General features: G+C 42.7%; 23 protein-coding genes. 12 read left to right on the top strand and 11 right to left on the bottom strand.

Annotated features, from left to right (window positions below; translation table 11 throughout):
* Positions 1–110: 110 nt before the first annotated feature.
* The 4 genes from prmA to aroQ all read right to left on the bottom strand — a co-directional run bounded on the left by prmA (position 111) and on the right by aroQ (position 3,464).
* Positions 111–1,007: a 50S ribosomal protein L11 methyltransferase gene (gene prmA, locus H3U73_RS01545; protein WP_084552131.1), complete on the bottom strand. Its 897-nt coding sequence runs from the start codon at positions 1,005–1,007 to the stop codon at positions 111–113.
* A 91-nt stretch (positions 1,008–1,098) separates the two neighbouring features.
* Positions 1,099–2,457, bottom strand: a complete 1,359-nt coding sequence (accC, locus tag H3U73_RS01550; protein WP_078475659.1) for an acetyl-CoA carboxylase biotin carboxylase subunit — start codon at positions 2,455–2,457, stop codon at positions 1,099–1,101.
* 45 nt (positions 2,458–2,502) lie between these two features.
* On the bottom strand, positions 2,503–2,964 hold the full coding sequence (gene accB / locus H3U73_RS01555; protein WP_025331183.1) for an acetyl-CoA carboxylase biotin carboxyl carrier protein: 462 nt from the start codon (positions 2,962–2,964) through the stop codon (positions 2,503–2,505).
* 41 nt (positions 2,965–3,005) lie between these two features.
* Positions 3,006–3,464 (bottom strand): type II 3-dehydroquinate dehydratase, encoded by a 459-nt coding sequence (gene aroQ / locus H3U73_RS01560; RefSeq protein ID WP_025331182.1) that lies wholly within the window; start codon positions 3,462–3,464, stop codon positions 3,006–3,008.
* 253 nt (positions 3,465–3,717) lie between these two features.
* On the opposite strand from aroQ, the gene queA reads away from it, so the two are divergent.
* The 6 genes from queA to pntB all read left to right on the top strand — a co-directional run bounded on the left by queA (position 3,718) and on the right by pntB (position 10,078).
* Positions 3,718–4,758, top strand: coding sequence for a tRNA preQ1(34) S-adenosylmethionine ribosyltransferase-isomerase QueA (queA, locus tag H3U73_RS01565; protein WP_198189901.1), 1,041 nt, complete (start codon positions 3,718–3,720; stop codon positions 4,756–4,758).
* 17 nt (positions 4,759–4,775) lie between these two features.
* Entirely contained in the window at positions 4,776–5,162 is a 387-nt protein-coding gene (gene gloA / locus H3U73_RS01570) for a lactoylglutathione lyase (protein WP_198189902.1), read from the top strand.
* Positions 5,163–5,401: 239 nt separating this feature from the next.
* The gene (gene sugE / locus H3U73_RS01575) at positions 5,402–5,719 is read left to right on the top strand and encodes a quaternary ammonium compound efflux SMR transporter SugE (protein WP_025331179.1); all 318 of its coding nucleotides are present in this window, start codon (positions 5,402–5,404) and stop codon (positions 5,717–5,719) included.
* Positions 5,720–5,861: 142 nt separating this feature from the next.
* Positions 5,862–6,803 carry a siderophore ABC transporter substrate-binding protein gene (locus tag H3U73_RS01580; protein ID WP_078475656.1) on the top strand — a complete coding sequence of 314 codons (942 nt, stop codon included), beginning with the start codon at positions 5,862–5,864 and terminating at the stop codon, positions 6,801–6,803.
* Positions 6,804–7,150: 347 nt separating this feature from the next.
* Positions 7,151–8,686, top strand: coding sequence for a Re/Si-specific NAD(P)(+) transhydrogenase subunit alpha (locus H3U73_RS01585; protein ID WP_096765349.1), 1,536 nt, complete (start codon positions 7,151–7,153; stop codon positions 8,684–8,686).
* 12 nt (positions 8,687–8,698) lie between these two features.
* The gene (gene pntB, locus H3U73_RS01590) at positions 8,699–10,078 is read left to right on the top strand and encodes a Re/Si-specific NAD(P)(+) transhydrogenase subunit beta (protein ID WP_084553034.1); all 1,380 of its coding nucleotides are present in this window, start codon (positions 8,699–8,701) and stop codon (positions 10,076–10,078) included.
* Positions 10,079–10,291: 213 nt separating this feature from the next.
* Here pntB and mog read toward each other — a convergent pair whose 3' ends face one another.
* Entirely contained in the window at positions 10,292–10,867 is a 576-nt protein-coding gene (gene mog / locus H3U73_RS01595; protein WP_084586123.1) for a molybdopterin adenylyltransferase, read from the bottom strand.
* A gap of 71 nt (positions 10,868–10,938) precedes the next feature.
* Here mog and moaC point away from each other — a divergent pair, with 71 nt between their 5' ends.
* Positions 10,939–11,424, top strand: a complete 486-nt coding sequence (moaC, locus tag H3U73_RS01600; RefSeq protein WP_084552037.1) for a cyclic pyranopterin monophosphate synthase MoaC — start codon at positions 10,939–10,941, stop codon at positions 11,422–11,424.
* Positions 11,425–12,700: 1,276 nt separating this feature from the next.
* Positions 12,701–13,462 (top strand): S24 family peptidase, encoded by a 762-nt coding sequence (locus H3U73_RS01605; protein ID WP_198189903.1) that lies wholly within the window; start codon positions 12,701–12,703, stop codon positions 13,460–13,462.
* Between the two features lie 223 nt (positions 13,463–13,685).
* Here H3U73_RS01605 and H3U73_RS01610 read toward each other — a convergent pair whose 3' ends face one another.
* Positions 13,686–13,958, bottom strand: a complete 273-nt coding sequence (locus tag H3U73_RS01610) for a DksA/TraR family C4-type zinc finger protein (RefSeq protein WP_198189904.1) — start codon at positions 13,956–13,958, stop codon at positions 13,686–13,688.
* A 449-nt stretch (positions 13,959–14,407) separates the two neighbouring features.
* On the opposite strand from H3U73_RS01610, the gene H3U73_RS01615 reads away from it, so the two are divergent.
* Entirely contained in the window at positions 14,408–14,737 is a 330-nt protein-coding gene (locus tag H3U73_RS01615) for a four-helix bundle copper-binding protein (protein WP_025331171.1), read from the top strand.
* Between the two features lie 180 nt (positions 14,738–14,917).
* On the opposite strand, the gene dapB is transcribed toward H3U73_RS01615, so the two are convergent.
* Complete coding sequence (gene dapB, locus H3U73_RS01620; protein WP_198189905.1) at positions 14,918–15,730, bottom strand: 4-hydroxy-tetrahydrodipicolinate reductase; 813 nt, start codon at positions 15,728–15,730, stop codon at positions 14,918–14,920.
* Positions 15,731–15,733: 3 nt separating this feature from the next.
* The gene (locus H3U73_RS01625; RefSeq protein WP_025331169.1) at positions 15,734–16,093 is read right to left on the bottom strand and encodes an outer membrane protein assembly factor BamE; all 360 of its coding nucleotides are present in this window, start codon (positions 16,091–16,093) and stop codon (positions 15,734–15,736) included.
* 129 nt (positions 16,094–16,222) lie between these two features.
* Between H3U73_RS01625 and fur the strand changes: the two genes are divergently transcribed.
* From fur to dapD, 3 genes are read left to right on the top strand one after another with little or no spacing between them, the layout of a single operon-like run.
* Positions 16,223–16,657: a ferric iron uptake transcriptional regulator gene (fur, locus tag H3U73_RS01630; protein ID WP_025331168.1), complete on the top strand. Its 435-nt coding sequence runs from the start codon at positions 16,223–16,225 to the stop codon at positions 16,655–16,657.
* A 29-nt stretch (positions 16,658–16,686) separates the two neighbouring features.
* A complete protein-coding gene (gene aat / locus H3U73_RS01635; protein WP_198189906.1) occupies positions 16,687–17,460 on the top strand; it encodes a leucyl/phenylalanyl-tRNA--protein transferase in 774 nt (257 codons plus the stop codon).
* Between the two features lie 23 nt (positions 17,461–17,483).
* On the top strand, positions 17,484–18,302 hold the full coding sequence (gene dapD / locus H3U73_RS01640; protein WP_198189907.1) for a 2,3,4,5-tetrahydropyridine-2,6-dicarboxylate N-succinyltransferase: 819 nt from the start codon (positions 17,484–17,486) through the stop codon (positions 18,300–18,302).
* A gap of 73 nt (positions 18,303–18,375) precedes the next feature.
* Here the strand turns inward: dapD and H3U73_RS01645 are convergent, their stop codons facing one another.
* The 3 genes from H3U73_RS01645 to H3U73_RS01655 all read right to left on the bottom strand — a co-directional run bounded on the left by H3U73_RS01645 (position 18,376) and on the right by H3U73_RS01655 (position 19,477).
* Positions 18,376–18,663, bottom strand: coding sequence for a hypothetical protein (locus H3U73_RS01645; protein ID WP_084553029.1), 288 nt, complete (start codon positions 18,661–18,663; stop codon positions 18,376–18,378).
* Positions 18,660–19,076: a phage holin family protein gene (locus H3U73_RS01650; protein WP_198186292.1), complete on the bottom strand. Its 417-nt coding sequence runs from the start codon at positions 19,074–19,076 to the stop codon at positions 18,660–18,662. The genes H3U73_RS01645 and H3U73_RS01650 overlap by 4 nt, the downstream gene beginning before the upstream one ends.
* An 86-nt stretch (positions 19,077–19,162) precedes the next feature.
* Positions 19,163–19,477: a YqjD family protein gene (locus tag H3U73_RS01655; protein WP_025331163.1), complete on the bottom strand. Its 315-nt coding sequence runs from the start codon at positions 19,475–19,477 to the stop codon at positions 19,163–19,165.
* Positions 19,478–19,542: the final 65 nt, after the last annotated feature.

Raw genomic sequence — 19,542 nt, forward strand, 5'->3', positions numbered from 1 at the left:
AAACCAAATAGTTAAAAAGGAGGCAATTAAGTACTGTCAGAAGCGGATAGCCGTGTTATCGCATTAGCATGTCATGCCGGTATTTTCAGATAAATAGCAGAACCGGACAATTATGCTCTTTTACGGCCACTAATACATACCCACCCGTCCAGTGTTTTAGGTGAGTTCAGATCAAACCACTGACGATATATTCCACTGAGCTCTTCTGTTTGTTCTGCCAGAATACCTGACAGGACAATTTCACCACCGGTACGGGTACGTTCTGCCAGCATTTGAGCCAGCATGCGTAACGGATTAGCCAGAATATTTGCAACAACGATGTCAAATTTCTGACCGGCTGGCAAATTATCCGGAAGATAAAATTCAGCACTAACCTGATTTTGTGCAGCATTATCCTGACTGGCACGGATTGCCTGAGGATCAATGTCTACACCACAGGCACGGCCTACACCCAGTTTTAGTGCGGCAATCGTCAGAATACCTGAACCACAGCCATAATCCAGCAGAGTTTCACCACTGCGCACATGCTTATCCAGCCATTGCAGGCACAACCGGGTAGTGGGGTGACTCCCGGTACCGAAAGCCAGCCCCGGATCCAGTTGCAGATTGATGACCCCCGGTTGAGTTGGCTGGTTATGCCATGATGGCGTAATCCATAAGCGTGAAGAAATCTGAATCGGATCGAACTGAGACTGGGTCAGCCGTACCCAGTCCTGCTCAGGAATGTTTTCAAGATAGTACTGTGGTTTAGCAATAGCACATTCCTGTGCCGCTGTAGAGACAACGGAATCAATATCAGTATTTTCATCAAACAGTGCCACAATGTTACTTTGCTGCCACACCTGTTCAGTGGGCATATCAGGTTCGCCGAAAATCGGCTGTTCATTATCATTGCCGGCATTGGCATCTTCAATGGCTGTACTTAATGCGCCGTTTTCAATCAGAGCATCGGAGAGCTGATCCACCTGATCTTGTGTAACTGTAATAACAACTTGTTGGTAGTGCATGGCTTTTTTACCGTAACTGGATGTTTTATAAAACTTCAGGCAGCCACCGCGGCTGCCTGCAAACAAAAGCGCAATGTATGCTTATTGTAAATTATTTTTGTGATTCTTTGTGTTTTTGTAACCATTGTTCAAGATAATGAATACTTTCACCACCATGAATGAAACCCGGATCAGCAAAAATATCACGGTGCAGGTTGGTATTGGTTTTAATACCGGTGATGGCCAGCTCCTGCAGGGCAACACGCATTTTGGCGATAGCTTCATTACGATCACGCCCGTGGGTACAAACCTTACCAATCATGCTATCGTAATAAGGAGGTACGGTATAGCCCTGATAAATATGGCTGTCAATGCGCACACCGTTACCACCGGGCTGATGGCAGCTGGTAATCAGCCCGGGGCTGGGAACAAAAGTATACGGGTCTTCGGCATTAATCCGGCATTCAAAAGCATGTCCTTGTAAACGGATATCTGCCTGAGTGTAGGATAAGGGCAGACCGGAAGCTACACGGATTTGCTCCTGCACAATATCCACACCGGTAATCAGCTCGGTAATAGCATGCTCAACCTGTACACGGGTATTCATTTCAATGAAGAAGAACTCACCATCTTCATACAGAAACTCAAATGTACCTGCACCACGGTAGCCGATGCGCTGACATGCGGCTACACACGCGCTACCAATACGTTCGCGTTCTTCAGCGGTGATAAATGGTGCCGGTGCTTCTTCAATGACTTTCTGATGGCGGCGCTGCATTGAGCAGTCACGCTCACCCAGATAAATGGCATTGCCATGTTCATCACACAGTACCTGAATTTCAATATGGCGCGGTTTCTGCAGATAGCGCTCCATATATACGGCAGGATTACCAAAAGCAGCCCCGGCTTCAGTACGGGTCATTTCTACTGCGGCCAGTAAATCCTCAGCCTTTTCAACTACGCGCATACCGCGACCGCCGCCGCCGCCTGATGCTTTAATAATGACCGGATAGCCTACCGCAGCACCGATTTTTTCAATTTCCTGCGGATCTTCCGGTAATGCACCATCTGAACCGGGTACGCAGGGGACACCGGCGGCCTGCATCGCCTTTTTCGCAGAAACTTTGTCACCCATCTGACGTATGGTTTCCGGACGCGGACCAATAAAAACGAAACCGGACTGCTCCACCTGTTCTGCAAAACCATCATTTTCTGCCAGAAATCCATAACCGGGGTGAATGGCATCAGCATCGGTAACTTCAGCAGCGGAAATCAGAGCAGGGATATTCAGGTAACTTTGGGTGGAACTGGCCGGACCAATACAAACAGATTCATCAGCCAGTTTAACGTGCAGAGCATCACTGTCGGCTTCTGAATGCACAGCCACGGTTGCAATACCCATTTCATGGCAGGCGCGCAGAATGCGCAGCGCAATTTCGCCACGATTGGCAATAAGAACTTTTTTTAACATGAGGCAGTACCTTGTAAAAAAGGGGAGTTATGACTGATATTAAGATTACTCAATAATAAACAGCGGTTCACCAAACTCTACAGGCTGCCCGTTGGATACGAGAATTTCTTTGACCACGCCACTGTGATCAGCTTCAATTTCATTCATCAGTTTCATGGCTTCGATGATACACAGAGTGTCGCCGGCATTAACGGTTTGCCCCACTTCAACAAACGGTGCAGAAGTCGGACTTGCTGCCCGGTAAAAAGTTCCGACCATCGGTGATTTCATCGCTTTGCTCAGATCAGGACCGGCTGCCGGTACGGCTGCTGCGGGAGCAGCTTCTGCCGGAACTGCTGCTGGTGCAGCCATAACAGCCGGCTGTTGTTGTACTGGTGCAGAATATACTGGCTGAGCAGCAGTAGTGCGGGTAATGCGTACCTTTTCCTCACCTTCGGTCACTTCGATTTCAGCAATGCCTGACTCTTCTACCAGATCAATGAGTTTTTTAAGTTTACGTAAATCCATATTATGAACCCTTGTGTGATTGGACCTGATCGCAATAGGTATTAGTGTTGGCGATCTGTCTCTTGAATGTATTCAATTGCGCGGTGTAACGCTGCCTCATAACCATATACGCCCAGACCACAGATTACCCCCATGGCAATATCGGACAGATAGGAATGGCGCCGGAACGCTTCGCGTGCATGTACATTTGAAATGTGTATCTCAATAAATGGTTTGCCGGCAGCTGCAAAAGCATCACGAATGGCTACGCTGGTATGAGTAAATGCACCCGGATTAATAATAATAAACCGGGTATCATCAGTTAATGCAGCCTGAATGCGTTCTGTCAGAACATGTTCGGCATTACTTTGCAGTGTTTCCAGTGTTAGGCCGGCTGCCTGTGCCTGTACAAGCAGTTTCTGATTAATGTCTGCCAGTGTGGTATGGCCATATATATGCGGCTCCCGTAACCCTAAAAGATTCAGATTGGGGCCGTTTAAAACCAGAATTGAGGCACTCATAAATTAATTGTTTATCGCAAAATTGCGCCATTTTTGCCGAAAATGCGCGCAAATGTCCAGTATTTTCGTAAAAATTCACTATATAAACTACAACTGTTTTCCCGTATAACAGTCTGGCAGCCTTATTTTGCGTACTTAATAAACTGATAAGCTGGATATTTAAACTGTGGCTGATAAGGGTAATATGCTACTGCTTCGCAGTCTGTGCAAGCCGGCTTATAATACGTCTTTTGCCTTTTTCGGGCACATATACATGCATATTAATGATTTTGATTTTGATTTGCCACCGGAACTGATTGCCCAGCATCCTCCGGCTGAGCGCGGCAGTAGCCGTCTGCTGGTGGCTTTGCCCGGGCAGTCTCCGGCAGACAGTGAATTTATCCGGCTGGCAGATTATGTGGCAGCCGGTGATGTTCTGGTATTTAACAATACCCGTGTAATGAAAGCCCGCCTTTTTGGCCGTAAAGCCAGTGGCGGTCAGATTGAAGCATTGATTGAACGAGTGCTGGATAACCATACTGCTCTGGCGCATGTGCGTTCGTCTAAGTCGCCCAAACCGGGTACAGAACTGATTTTCGAAGGCGGATTGCATGCACAGATGCAGGCGCGACAAGGTGAGTTATTTGTACTGCATTTTTCCGACGACAAAACTGTATGGGAGCTACTGGAAGCGCACGGCCATTTGCCATTGCCACCATACATTACCCGTTCGGCTGATCATGACGATGATGAGCGCTATCAGACGATTTATGCTAAATATGAAGGAGCAGTAGCTGCCCCTACCGCCGGTTTGCACTTTACCGATACTATTTTGCAACAATTGCGAGATAAAGGCGTACACCTGACCGAAGTAACTTTACATGTGGGTGCAGGCACCTTTCAGCCGGTTCGGGTAGAAAATATTGCTGAACATCATATGCATAGTGAATGGTATGACGTGAGTGAGGAAGTTGTAGCAGAGATTGAAGCGGCGCAGGCGCGAGGAAATAAAATCTGGGCGGTAGGCACAACAGCAGTTCGCGCACTGGAGTCTGCTGCATGCAGTGGAAAATTACAGGCAGGCCAGGGCGATACCAATATTTTTATTACGCCGGGCTATGAGTTTAAGGTAATTGACCGCATGATTACCAATTTTCACCTGCCTAAATCAACTTTACTCATGCTGGTAAGCGCATTTAGCGGTTATGATGAAATTCGTGCCATTTACCAGCATGCCATTGGTGCCGGATACCGCTTTTTCAGTTATGGCGATGCCATGCTGCTGGGTAATCTGGCAAAAACAAAAACAGAATAAGATATAAGGAACATAAAATGAGAATGTTGCATACTATGCTGCGAGTAGGTGATCTGGATAAATCACTGGCGTTTTATCAGGATGTGCTCGGTATGAAACTGCTGCGGCGGGAAGATTTTCCCGGCGGACGTTTTACTCTGGCTTTTGTCGGCTATGGTGAAGAATCTGACAGTACCGTACTGGAATTAACCTATAACTGGGATACGCATACTTATGATCCAGGTACAGGATACGGACATATTGCTATTGAGGTAGATGATGCTTATGCTGCCTGTGATGCTGTGCGCGCCAAGGGCTGTCGTGTAACCCGTGAGGCCGGACCCATGCAGCATGGCACTACTGTCATCGCATTTGTGGAAGATCCTGATGGCTATAAAATTGAATTCATTCAGAAGAAGAAATAAGTTCGCAGCATTATATTGATTGTAATTGTGGCAGACTGAACTGCGACCAGTATCAATATCCTGACAGATGGTCTATAGCCATCTGTTTTTGTTCCAATAGAGTTTTGATTGCTTGACGCTGATTCAGACTGCCTATTATGATGCCATTATTCATATGCTTATTTATGCATCCGTTCGGGACGACCCGGCCGGTAGATTCTCACGCAGGACGGCCTGCATCAGCCTTAACAGGAATCATTATGGCCTGGGTGTCATTATTGCTGGCCGGCATACTTGAAATAGTCTGGGCAATTGGTCTTAAGTATTCACAGAATTTTACTAAATTCACCCCGAGTATCATTACATTGGCTGCTCTGGTTGGCAGCTTTCTTCTGCTGGCACAGTCCATGCGTTCATTGCCGGTAGGTACAGCTTATGCAGTCTGGACTGGTATTGGTGCTGTTGGAGCAACCATTGTCGGTATTATTGCTTTTAAAGAACCGGCTGGTGCCATGCGTCTGATTAGCCTGACACTGATTATTGCCGGTATTATTGGTCTGAAACTGGGCGCACACTAAATTCATACTGTCCGGCAAGTTATAACACCAGCTTATTAAATTTATATTAAGCCGGATTGTATTGCAAAGCTGGACATTTATATTAAATAATGATAATAATTATCATTATTTAATAATTTAAAGTTCAAGGGGTAATTCAGTTATGAAAAAAATAATAACGCTGGCTGTTGCATCGGCTCTGATGATGGGGTTAAGTGCCTGTCAAAGCACTGCACCGTCAATTAATCTTACTCAGGCTGGCGAAGAAATTAAGATACCGGTACAACCGCAAAAAATTGTTGTGATGGATTTCGGTGCTTTAGATACGCTGGATGCACTGGGTGCCGGCAACCGTGTTATTGCTGCTCCGGTAAGTAATATTCCGGCTTATCTGCAACAATATCATAATGCACAGGTACAGGATTCAGGCAAAATGAAGGAGCCGGATATTGCCGGTATTAAAGCTGCCAGTCCGGATCTGATAATCATGAGCGGAAGGCAAAATAATTTCTATAAAGATTTGAGTGCCATTGCACCTACACTCAATTACTCAATTAATTCCGGTGAAAATTATTATTCTGCGGTCAAGAATCAGATCAGAATGCTGGGGAAAATTGCCGGTAAAGAAGTACTGGCGCAGGAGCAGTTGAATGCACTGGATTTAAAAATGGATGCAGCCCGTCAGCTCGCACAGCAATCCGGTAAAAAAGCCATCGTGGTATTACATAATGATGGAAATGTGATGCTGATGAATCAGGGTAGCTATGCTGCGCTGATATTCGATGAATTACATGTAAAACGGGCTGTAAATGCCAATGCTCTGCCTGTACCGGATAAAACTGAAAATGGCCGGCCGGCACGTATAATGGTTGATAATCAGTTTATTGCTCAATATCATCCGGATATTATTTACGTTGTTGACCGCAGTAAAGCAATAGGCAATACACCGATGCGCAGCGATTATTTTGATAATAAAGTTATGCAGAATGCAGGTACACAAATCGTTAATCTTAGTGCTGACTTGTGGTATTTATCCGGCAACGGGCTGGAAAGTCTGAACCGTCAGATTGATGAAGTTATCCGGCCGCTGAACAGCATGAATTAAATTTTGTTCCTGTCAACATTACAGCCAGCCGTTATTACTAATGGCTGGCTTTTTTGTTGAAAACAGATAATAGCCTATCCTGATAATAGACATTACTGATAAAGACATATTATATGTAAATGTAATTGTTAAATTTTTTAAATCAGACACAAATAATGACCTGAATAAAGGTTTTATTGCTGTGTTTTCGATAATATAGTGGTTGTAAACAACAGAAAATATTATCTTCTGATAGTTATGAGTTAGGCAGGCAGTCTATACTGATTAACTCTGACCAAATATATCAGAGCAGATAAATATTTACAGTTACAACTATTTTACGGCACCTTCCTCGGAAAGGAATAAGAATGAAGATAGGTATTCCACGCGAATCTCTTGCCGGTGAAACCAGAGTAGCGGCTACGCCGAAAACCGTTACCCAGCTAATTAAATTGGGGCATGAAGTTGTTATTGAGCATGATGCCGGTAAGGCAGCCAGCTTGTCTGACGGTTTGTATCAGGAAGCAGGCGCAACAGTAGCCGATGCAGACACTGTCTGGCAGTGTCCGCTAATATTTAAGGTAAATGCACCGAATAAAGAAGAAATTGCCTCCATGCAATCCGGTACGATACTGGTCAGCTTCATCATGCCGGCGCAGCAGTCAGAGCTGGTACAGCAGTTACAGGCGAAAAAAATTACTGTGCTGGCAATGGACATGGTACCGCGGATTTCACGTGCACAGGCAATGGATGCATTGTCGTCAATGGCTAATATCAGTGGCTATCGGGCGGTAATTGAAGCTGCTGAAAACTTTGGCCGTTTCTTTACCGGTCAGATTACTGCTGCCGGTAAAGTTCCTCCGGCAGAAGTGCTGGTGATAGGTGCAGGGGTGGCCGGTCTGGCCGCTATTGGTACAGCCCGTCAGCTTGGTGCCGTGGTTAATGCATTCGATACCCGTCCTGAAGTTGCTGACCAGATTGAGTCCATGGGTGGTAACTTTCTGCAACTGGACTATCAGGAAGAAGAAAGCAGTAGTGGCGATGGCTATGCTAAAACCATGAGTGCTGCTTATATTGAAGCAGAAATGAAACTGTTTGCCGAACAAGCCAGACAAGTTGACATTATCATTACAACTGCAGCGATTCCGGGCAAACCTGCTCCCAAACTGATTACCCGGGAGATGGTAGACAGCATGCGTGAAGGTTCGGTAATCGTGGATCTGGCTGCTGCTACCGGCGGTAACTGCGAATATACCGAACCCGGTAAAATTATTACTACCGCCAATGGGGTGAAAATAATTGGTTATACCGATATGGCTAACCGTCTGGCCGGCCAGTCTTCACAGCTTTATGGCACAAATCTGGTTAATCTGGCACGCCTGCTTACACCAAATAAGGATGGTGAGCTGGCATTAAACTTCGAAGATGTGATTATCCGTAACATGACTGTTACTCATGAAGGCAACAGCATGTATCCGCCACCACCGATTCAGGTATCCGCCGCGCCAAAAGCAGAACCGAAAGTTGCAGCTCCGGCTCCTGTTGCGACAGCACAGCCGGCATCAGCAAACAAAAAAATCATCTGGGCAGCAATTGCAGTCATACTGATGTTGTGGATAGGTGCGGTTGCTCCGGTGGCTTTTCTGAATCACTTCATGGTATTTGTACTTGCCTGTGTAGTGGGTTACTTTGTGGTATGGAACGTGAACCACGCCTTGCATACCCCGTTAATGTCAGTAACTAATGCCATATCGGGCATTATTGTAGTAGGTGCATTGCTGCAAATCGGGCAGGGACATGGTTTCGTATCGTTGCTGGCCTTTATTGCAGTAGCGATAGTCAGCGTTAATATCTTCGGTGGCTTTGCTGTTACCCGCCGTATGCTCAATATGTTTCGTAAATAAGGGGGAAACGGTATGTCTCAAGGTATCGTAACTGCTGCATACATCGTTGCTGCAGTATTGTTTATTCTGAGTCTGGCCGGACTCTCACAGCAGGAAAGTGCCAGACGTGGCTGTTATCTGGGCATAGCAGGTATGGCTATTGCGCTGATTGCTACGGTTTTCAGTGAAAATGCGCACGGTCTGGGCTGGGTGATTATTGCCATGGTTATTGGTGGTGCAGTGGGTCTGCAACAGGCTAAGAAAGTAGAAATGACCCAGATGCCGGAGCTGATTGCTATGCTGCACAGCTTTGTCGGATTAGCTGCCGTACTGGTGGGTTTCAACAGCTATATCGATCCTCATGATGTAGACTCAGACATGTTCACCATCCATCTGGTTGAAGTATTTCTGGGGGTATTTATTGGTGCAGTAACCTTTAGTGGTTCATTAGTAGCTTGGGGAAAACTGAATGGTAAGATTGCCAGCAGCCCCCTGCAACTGCCACACCGGCACCTGCTTAATCTGGGCGCACTGGTATTGTCATTTTTACTGATGCTGTGGTTTGTAGGTGTTGGCGGTTCTGGTTTTGCTCTGATAGTCATGACTCTGATTGCACTGGTATTCGGTTATCATCTGGTCGCTTCGATTGGCGGAGCTGATATGCCGGTAGTCATTTCTATGCTGAATTCTTATTCAGGCTGGGCTGCCGCCGCTGCCGGTTTTATGCTTGATAACGATTTACTGATTGTTACCGGTGCATTAGTCGGTTCGTCCGGTGCGATTTTGTCATATATCATGTGTCAGGCGATGAATCGCAAATTTCTGTCTGTAATTGGCGGTGGTTTCGGCGCAGCGCCGGTAGCCGCAAACAGTGACAATGTACCAGCCGGCGAAGTTCAGGAAATCAAACCGGAGCAGGTAGCAGATACACTGAAAAATGCACATAGCGTTATTATTACGCCGGGATACGGTATGGCGGTGGCTCATGCACAAAATGCAGTGGCCAGTATTACCGCCAAACTGCGCCAGCAAGGTATTAATGTCCGCTTCGGGATTCATCCGGTAGCCGGACGCCTGCCCGGACATATGAATGTATTACTGGCTGAAGCAAAAGTACCTTATGATATTGTACTGGAAATGGACGAAATCAATGATGATTTCAGCGATACTGATGTGGTACTGGTGATTGGTGCCAATGATACGGTCAATCCGGCAGCAGTAACCGATCCGAATAGTCCTATTGCCGGTATGCCGGTATTGCATGTCTGGGAAGCCAAAAACGTGATTGTATTTAAACGTTCGATGCAATCCGGTTATGCAGGCGTAGATAATCCACTGTTTTATGAAGAAAATGTCAGAATGTGTTTTGGTGATGCCAAAGCTACGCTGGATGAAGTGGATAAAAATATTTAACAGTGAAAAAACAGTCTGGTCATTTACCAGACTGTTTTTTTATAAAGCTCAATAAATAAAAATTTTAAGAAATTCAAAATAAATCTGGATATTACCCTATCTGCTAAAGATTACAGAATGTTATTTATTGAATAAAGAATCACACCTTCCCATTTTCCGCCAATCAAATCCATTTCCAAATTAATTGGTCAGTGAACATCAGGCATTATTCAATCAGCGCTTGGGTAATACTACCGGACAAAAATCGGAATCTGTACGGATAAGCGGGCCGCCAACGGCATCTACTGCAATAGGTATTGAAGCAAAAATACCCGGTATCAGGGTTTTTCCCTGTTCATCTTTCACGCCCCCCAGTGTTTCTGCAATTGCAGATGGTTTACCGGGTAAATTCAGAATAAGACTATTGCCACGCAGTACCCCTACCTGACGCGATAAAATAGCAGTAGGAGTGAAATGCAGACTAATTTGCCGCATTAATTCACCAAAGCCCGGAATTACCCGGTCGGCTACTGCCAGCGTTGCTTCCGGAGTTACATCGCGTAAATAGGGGCCGGTGCCGCCGGTAGTCAGAATCAGAGGGCAGGCATCTTCGTCGGCAAGCTGAGTCAGAATACTTTCAATCAGTGGCTGTTCATCGGGAATCAGGTGCTCAACAAATTCCAGAGGATTCAATACCGCACGCTGTAACCATTTTTTCAGTTCAGGCAAACCCTGATCCATGTAGACGCCAGTAGAAGCCCGGTCACTGATAGAAACCAGACCAATTTTTAATAAAGACAGTGTATCCATTTTCAGAGCTCATCCAGCATTACAAAGACAATTATTGTAATATAGACCCTTTAGCCTGTCAGTGAAGCAAGATGAATTCAGACGAGTTAACTCATTTTAATAACCGTGGCGAAGCTCATATGGTAGATGTGGGAGCCAAACCGCACAGTAAGCGCATTGCCATTGCAACCGGTATTATCAGTGTCAATGAAACTGCATTTAATAAAATACGCAATGGTGACAGTAAAAAAGGGGATGTACTCGGTATTGCACGGATTGCCGCAATACAGGCATCTAAACAAACCAGTAATTTAATACCTTTATGCCATCCGATAGCACTTACCCGGGTTAATGTTGATTTCAGTCTTGATGATGAAAAACGCAGTATTACTATTTGTGTACAAACAGAAAATACGGGGCAGACCGGAGTTGAAATGGAAGCATTAACTTCTGCCAGTGTCGGACTGCTTACTATTTATGATATGCTCAAGGCAGTAGATCGCAGTATGATTATCAGCAATATCTGTCTGCAACACAAAGAGGGCGGTCAGTCCGGTACCTGGCATCGCCAGTCCTGATACTGCTAAAATAAATATAAACGAATAGTCACTGAAAAATAAAATAGTTGCCTGAGCAATTTAGTCTTAGAAATATTCTGTCAGTGACTTTAAATAAGCAAAGTTACTAATAATAAAATAGCTATGGTAATAAACTGTACTCAAACTGTCTATAACATTGAAGATAAATTGTCTTAGATCCTATTCTGCTACAGATGGATTGTATCAGTATTATCATTAAATCCAGCAAAGCCAATCTGTAAGTCACCTAAATTAATTCTCTGCTATTTGAAAGCTTCGCCTGTCTTCTCGTATCTAATTTAATTATTATTAAATACAAAGCGTGTTGATTAAACAGAACGCTGAATAAAAAATTTCCGCTTATCTGAATCTTCAAATTTATACTGATAATGAGTTAATCGTTTGATTTCACTATTATTTATCTATGCATTTGTAGGTTGTAACTTGATTTATAGTTACACATTAAAAAATTAATATAAAAAGTGAAGTGTTAACTTTATATATACTTTTTAGTTATAATAAAAAAATTTAATAGTATAATTAAAATCAATGAAAAATAAATGAATTTGCTGTTTTTGTTTACAAATTAATTTTCCAAAAAAAATTTTGAAAGTTTTATTTGTATATTAAAGAAAATTTTAGTGTTGGAAATATATAACTAGAAATATAAATATAAATTTACTAATTGAAATTTATTTAAAAATTAATCAAAAATTAAGATTTAAAGGGTTTTTATGGAGGTTTATTTTAAGAGTATTTATTTTGAAATAATAGTAAAATACTATATGTTTAACAAAAAATTCACATATAATGACTTGAAAAATATTGCTTTAGGTTAAACAATTGTTTCAGAAAATGTGATATTTTATTTTATTTGGTCAATTTTTTTATACAAAAAAAGTACAAAGACACGAAGTCACCCATTTTCTGGCATTTCCTTGCGCATGACAAAATGGTATTATTCATTCAGTGCCAAGCAAGCAAAGTGAATGTTTAGCCAATGTACGTTATTTAATATTAAATGCAATACTGTAAGTGAATAGTATAGCATTAACGTTAAAAATTTAACGTTAACTTTAATTATATTAAAGTAATTAGTTAATACTCCTAATATATTTACATACTAAATTATATAGTAAAAGTTATATTTTGCAAGTTTTAATTTAAATAATGTACCAAAATGTTGCTTTTTTATAATTTTAAAATTGTAAATTATTGTTTGCAAATATATTTTAAATTTGACCTTACATATTTTTTATTTGAAGGTAATTCCCATATGGAAAATTTTAACGTCGGCTTTGCCTCTAGAATGCAGGAAGTAGTAGATATTCTGAAAAGTGTTTCTGAATTAGCAAGAAGAGTAGGGGTTGCTTATCCGACTGCATCTAAATGGGTAAAAGATGGTGCGGAACCAGGTACCAAAAATTTAATTAAAATAGCTGATGCTGCACAGGTAAGTCTATTATGGTTGGCAAAAGGCGAAGGACCTAAATTTGAAAAGGACAGAGAAAATAATCAAAAAGATTACTATGCAAAGCTGTCCAATCCTTTATCTGTGAATACCGGTGCTCACCTCAGTGAAAGCAGTTGTGATTATGCCGGCCGCTCAAATGAAATATATGCCGGAGATTATGCATTTATTCCAGAGTATTCTTTGCAGAATTCATATGAAGTCAATGCAAATGAGAGTAATGTTTTATGCATATTTGCATTTAATCGTATCTGGCTGAAAAATATCCTGAATGTAGATCCGCAAAAACTGAGTACCTTTATTATTAAAGATGACAGTATGGTCGGAATACTTAATCACGGAGATCATGTACTGATTAATCATGATAAAAAAGAAGGTGGTGATGGTCTATATGTATTGCGTATAGGAAATAATATACAGGTTAAACGTACGCAGCTGAAACCGAATAATCAATTACTGGTTACTTCTGCTAATAAAGAATACGAAGCATTTACTATTGATCTGAATAATCCTGAGGAAAATTTTGAAATCATTGGTAAAGTAGAATGGTACTGCAGAAAAATCTGATTGGTATTGATAATTCCGGCATTGAAATGCGGTGGTATTGTCTGACTCAATTTATATGGCGGTATTAATACAGAATCAGACCATCACCGGCAAAAAACTCTGTAAGAGGATTAAAACAGACAAACTGCTTTATTTTTACTTTTAATATCCATTGCTATTTATTTTGTTCAATCAAATATACAAAATTGGCAAATGTATTTTCATTGTGTTATTTATACTGAATTTAGCGTAACTGACTGTCTTTGCTGCCACGCCGGTTATATAAACTGAATGTTTTCTGCATTTCCTTATCCCGTTCGGCCTGACAGTGAACACAAAAACGAACGCCCTGAATAGCCTGACGACGCCCGACAGGAATTGCTTCGCCACATTCTTCACAAAATTCTGCGCTTTCATCTGCGGTATCTATTTGCTGGCGAACATGATTGATGGCATCTTCTATTGTGCTTTCAATCTGCTGATTTACCGCATCATCTGATGCCCAGCCGCTGGCCATAATAAACTCCTTCAAAATAATAGATTATTAATATGGAGTTATATTGTTTGATTTCAATATATTACTGATTAATATAGATATTTATTGATAATGTAAAGAGGGGACGAATCTGGATTACTGGATTTTTATGATCAAACATAAAGTTAATCATTGAAACGGTTTTAATATTTTACTTTGAAAATAATCAATCTGTTTTATGAATGGCTAATTAGAAAATAAAAATTTATATTCTGAAATTATTTTTCAATTATATTTTGCTTACTTACGTGAATAAACAAATTTCACCTGTTATTTGGCATATGAAATACAGATTCGGATAAAACTTAAATTAATCTATCTAAATCATAATTTTATTTACCTGTAAATGGATTGCAATATGCGCTATGGTTTTATAGACTGATTTTGATTTCTCTTGTTAAATCAAAATATTGCTGAATAGGATATCAACCATGGATGCCCAGAAATTTAAAGAATGTATAGAAGCCTGTAACCGCTGTATTGCTTTATGCCAATATTGTTCTACTGCCTGTCTGCAGGAAGATGATGTCAAAATGATGGCTAAGTGTATTCATCTGGATATGCAATGTGCGGCTATGTGCACACTTGCTGTTAATTTTATGTGCATGAACAGTGCTTTTATCGTACAGGTGTGTCAGCTGTGTGCTGAAGTTTGCCGTGCCTGTGCTCAGGAATGTGGTCGTTTTAAAATGGATCACTGTCAGCGCTGCGCTGAAGCTTGTAATGCCTGCGCGGATAAATGTATGGCTATGGCTGCATAAATAATGAAGTATGTATTGCAAAATTTTTTAAGCCATTGTTTCTGACAATGGCTTTTTTCTGGTTGTTATATTATTGAAAATATAATTAATTCTATACCATTTTTAGTTCTAAAATGTCTAAAATAAACAGGGTTAGCCAGATTAATAGCTAACCCTGTTTACTGTGTTAGTAAGATAGCTTTATTTCAGACCAAGTACATCCTGCATATCAAACAGACCGTGCGGATGCTGACGCAGCCACACTGCCGCCCGGACAGCACCATTAGCGAAAGTAGCACGGCTGGAGGCTTTATGGCTGATTTCTATGCGTTCACCATCAGTAGCAAACAATGCCGTATGTTCGCCGACAATGTCACCAGCGCGGATAGTTGAAAAGCCGATTGTCTGCGGGTCACGCGCTCCGGTATGTCCTTCGCGCCCGTAAACGGCACAGGTTTTTAAATCACGACCTAGTGCATCGGCAATTACTTCTCCCATGCGCAGAGCAGTACCGGAAGGAGCATCAACTTTATGGCGATGATGTGCTTCGATAATTTCAATATCGTAGCTTTCATTTAATACTCGGGCAGCGGTATTAAGCAGAGCAAAGGTCAGGTTGACACCTACACTGAAATTAGGGGCAAATACAATGCCAATTTTTTCAGCGGCTGAGGCAATGCGTTGTTTACCTGTTTCATCGAAACCGGTCGTGCCGATAACATCATTGACACCAAGCCGTTCACAGATAGCCAGATTATTCAGTGTGGATTCCGGTTTGCTGAAATCTATCAATACATCGGTATTGTCCAGTACTTTTTCCGGGTCGTGACAAATACTAACGCCCAGCTCAAGACCGATGGCAAATCCGGCATCTAGACCGATAGCCGGGGAAGCGTCGTGTTCCAGTGCGCCGCTCAGAACACAATCCTGGCGCTGACTTATGCTTTGAATAAGAGCTCTGCCCATACGCCCGTTGGCACCGGCTACAGCAATTCTTAAACGTGATGTAGACATGTTTTACTCCGTTACAGGTACAGGCTGAGCAGTTAAAGCATCACCTTCGGCATGTATCAGTTTTCCGTTGGCATCAAAGTAAAGAGTCAGCTTCTTCTCTTCCTGAATTTCATTGGCACGGGTTATAACAAACAGATAATCCCAGCGATTGGCATGAAACGGATCACGGAGTAAAGGAGTGCCAAGCAGCATTTGTACTTGTTCACGGCTCATACCGGGCTGTAAAGAGTTCACAACATTCTGGTCCAGCTCGTTACCCTGAATAATTTTCAGTTTGTACGACGGAATTTGTGTCAGTTTTGCTGTGGAGCATGCGCTCAGGCCTAGAACGGCCACTGCCAGCAGGCAGTATATTTTTTTCATACTGATACCTCTGATCCGGGACGAAACAGTTAGCAATGGCGATGGCGACATTGTATGACACCCAGTGGGCAATTGCCTTAAAAGTGCGTATTATAGCGAGTATTATTACTTAGTGGTGAAATAAGCATCATGAATAGCAATGTAGCTCAATTAAAAGATAACGGTTTAAAGGTTACTGGCCCCAGACTGAAGATTCTGGAGCTATTTGAAGCCCAGCCTGAACTGCATATGAGTGCAGAAGATGTATACCGGCGCCTGCTTGATGAAGGCGTGGAAATCGGTGTGGCCACCATTTATCGAGTGCTTACCCAGTTTGAACAGGCCAATATTCTGTTACGCCATCATTTTGAAACCGGTAAAGCCGTATATGAATTAAATCGCGGCGGTCATCATGATCATCTTGTATGTATTAAATGCGGTAAGGTAACTGAATTTTGCAGTGAAGAAATTGAAAAGCTGCAAAAGAAGATTGCTGATGATAACGGCTACCGTATTGTTGACCATGCCTTATATATGTATGGTGTATGCACTGAGTGCCAGCAGTTTGACAATAAATATCTCTGAAACTGAAATAAAGGGCAGGATATTCAAATATGAATCAGCCTGAATACCGCTTACGTGTTCCGGTTCTGAGCAGGAATAATCTGGATTTTCCAGATATTGAAACTGCACAGCAACAACGTGACGGATTGGTGGCTGTTGGCGGCGATTTATCTCCTGCCCGAATACTGGCTGCATACCGGCAGGGTATTTTCCCTTGGTATTCACCTGATGAGCCTATTATGTGGTGGTCTTTTGCGCAGCGGATGGTACTATTTCCGGCAGAGTTGAAAGTCAGTCGTTCTCTGGCGAAAAATCTGCGCAATAAGCCTTATGCCGTGACCATGAACTATGCTTTCCGGCAGGTGATTGCCAACTGCGCCCAAACGCCGCGCCCCGGGCAGAACGGTACATGGCTGAGCGCAGAAATGCAGCAGGCTTACTATTCGTTACATCAGCAGCAGTATGCTTGTTCATTTGAATGCTGGTATCGGGATACAGATGGCAATACTATTCTGGCTGGAGGCTTATACGGCGTGCTGATTGGGCAGATATTCTATGGTGAATCCATGTTTGCTCATGCTTCGGATGCTTCCAAAATAGCTTTTGTGCATGCCGTGCATTATTTGCAGCAACAGGGTGTACCGCTGATAGATTGTCAGGTTTACACTGACTACTTAGCCAGCTTCGGTGCCCGTAAAATTCCTTATGCGGAATTTGCAGCTTGTCTGCATAAGTTTAATCCGCGTTCACTGACACAGCCAGACTCTTTCAAACCACAGATACTGGCAGATAATGGTGTTATACCCTTGATAATCCGGAACTGAATTATTGATTATAGGAATATTGTATGTCTTTACAACAAGTAATTGAAACTGCTTTTGAAAACCGCGCGGAAATTACTCCGGCTTCTGTAACTGCCGAAGTAAAGGAAGCTGTAGCTGAAACTTTACAGCAACTGGACAGCGGACATCTGCGTGTGGCTGAAAAACAGGGTAATCAATGGCTGGTAAATGAATGGGTCAAAAAAGCAGTATTGCTGTCTTTCCGGATTAGTGACAATGTACTGGCAGATGATGCAGTCAATCGCTATTTTGATAAAGTACCTACTAAATTTGCCAACTGGACTGGCGCAGATTTTCAGCAGGCAGGCTTCCGTGCAGTTCCGGGTGCAGTAGTACGTGCCGGCAGTCATATTGGTAAAAATGTAGTACTGATGCCTTCATTTGTTAATATTGGTGCATTTGTTGATGAAGGTACGATGGTTGATACATGGGCAACGGTAGGTTCCTGTGCTCAGATTGGTAAACATGTTCACCTGAGTGGCGGGGTAGGCATAGGTGGTGTACTGGAACCTTTACAGGCAGCACCAACAATTATTGAAGATAACTGTTTTATCGGCGCCCGTTCTGAAATTGTTGAAGGGGTAATTGTCGAAGAGGGCAGTGTAATTTCGATGGGTGTATTTATTGGTCAGTCTACTAAAATTTATGACCGTGAAAGCGGTGAAATCACTTATGGTCGGGTACCAGCCGGTTCTGTTGTGGTTTCAGGCAGTCTACCGGCGAAAGATGGCAGCCATAGCCTGTATTGTGCAGTGATTGTCAAAAAGGTAGATGCCAAAACCCGTGCTAAAACCAGTGTTAATGATTTGCTGCGTGGAATCTAAGTTCATTCAGGTTTTATAAATAAAAGCCTCTTATTTGCTGATAAGAGGCTTTATCTTTATTATCTGTTGTATTTTAACGTATATTGCGGCTAATTTTATTGGCTATCAGAGTAGCCGCGGTTATTACTGCACCCACCAGCAGCTTGTTGCGCCAGCGTTTGGGTTTGTTTGCCAGCTTAAGTGCTAAACCTCCTGCTGGAATTTTATCCACAATATTCAGCGAGCGCTGCCATAAACGTGATTTATGGGTATTATCGCCATTCCTGAGCTGCTCTGCGAGTAATTTTAATCTCGTACCTTGTGCCTGTATGTCCAGCAATTCGCGTTGTTGTGCGATATTCAACTTATCGGATTTACTCATGGTCGTCTGTGTTCTCCATTGGCTTCATGCTTGCCGGTGTGTCTGAGATAGCTTAGATCTTCACTCATTGCATCCAGTGTTTTTGTCATAAACTGGCTTTGCTTGCGTAACAATTTAATAATTAATATAGTCAGAAGCAGAATCAAAAGTAAAAACAGAATGGCAAGACCAAAAAATACCCATACTTTAGCCTGAGGGGAAAGTACAGTATTCAGACCGAATAATAAACTGATAAATCCCAGAAAAAACATTACTCCGGCAAGTACAACAAGTACCATCAGTACAATAATACTTTGCAGCTGGACAATCGCATCCAGACGCAGCATACGTAAGCGAATCCATAATAACTCAGTGCCGTAAGTCAGCCAGATTTTCAGCTGGCGCAGGTCACGACCAAGATTGCCTATACTCATGGTATATTATCCGTTAAAAAGTAAATTATATTCAGGCAACCGATCGTCAGACCAGATTGCCTGAATGAACTTATGCCGTAAGTTGTTTAGTGTCTGCAACGTCCCAGCAACACTCCGGCAAGAAAGCCGACTGCGGCAGCAACACCCATAGCATAGTATGGTTGTTCATGTACCAGCTCATCAGTGCGTTCTGCTGTAGCACGGGCTTTTTCTGCCAGTGTACTTTCGATATCGCACAGTTTGGATTTGGTATTGCTTAGTTTTTTACGAAACTGATCTTTCAATGCTTTGGCCTGATCAGACCCGTTGTCGCCGGCGTTTTCATATAAATCTTCAACTTCATCCAGTACAGAACGTACTTCTTTCATTAAATCTTTTTTTTGTGAATCAAAATCAGCCATGGCAATTCTCCTTCCAATTGGCGTGGAATTTATCTACGATTTAACATCAGCAACCGGCTTAACCC

It is taken from the genome of Snodgrassella sp. W8124 (assembly GCF_016100875.1).
GTDB classification, from domain to species: Bacteria; Pseudomonadota; Gammaproteobacteria; order Burkholderiales; family Neisseriaceae; genus Snodgrassella; species Snodgrassella alvi.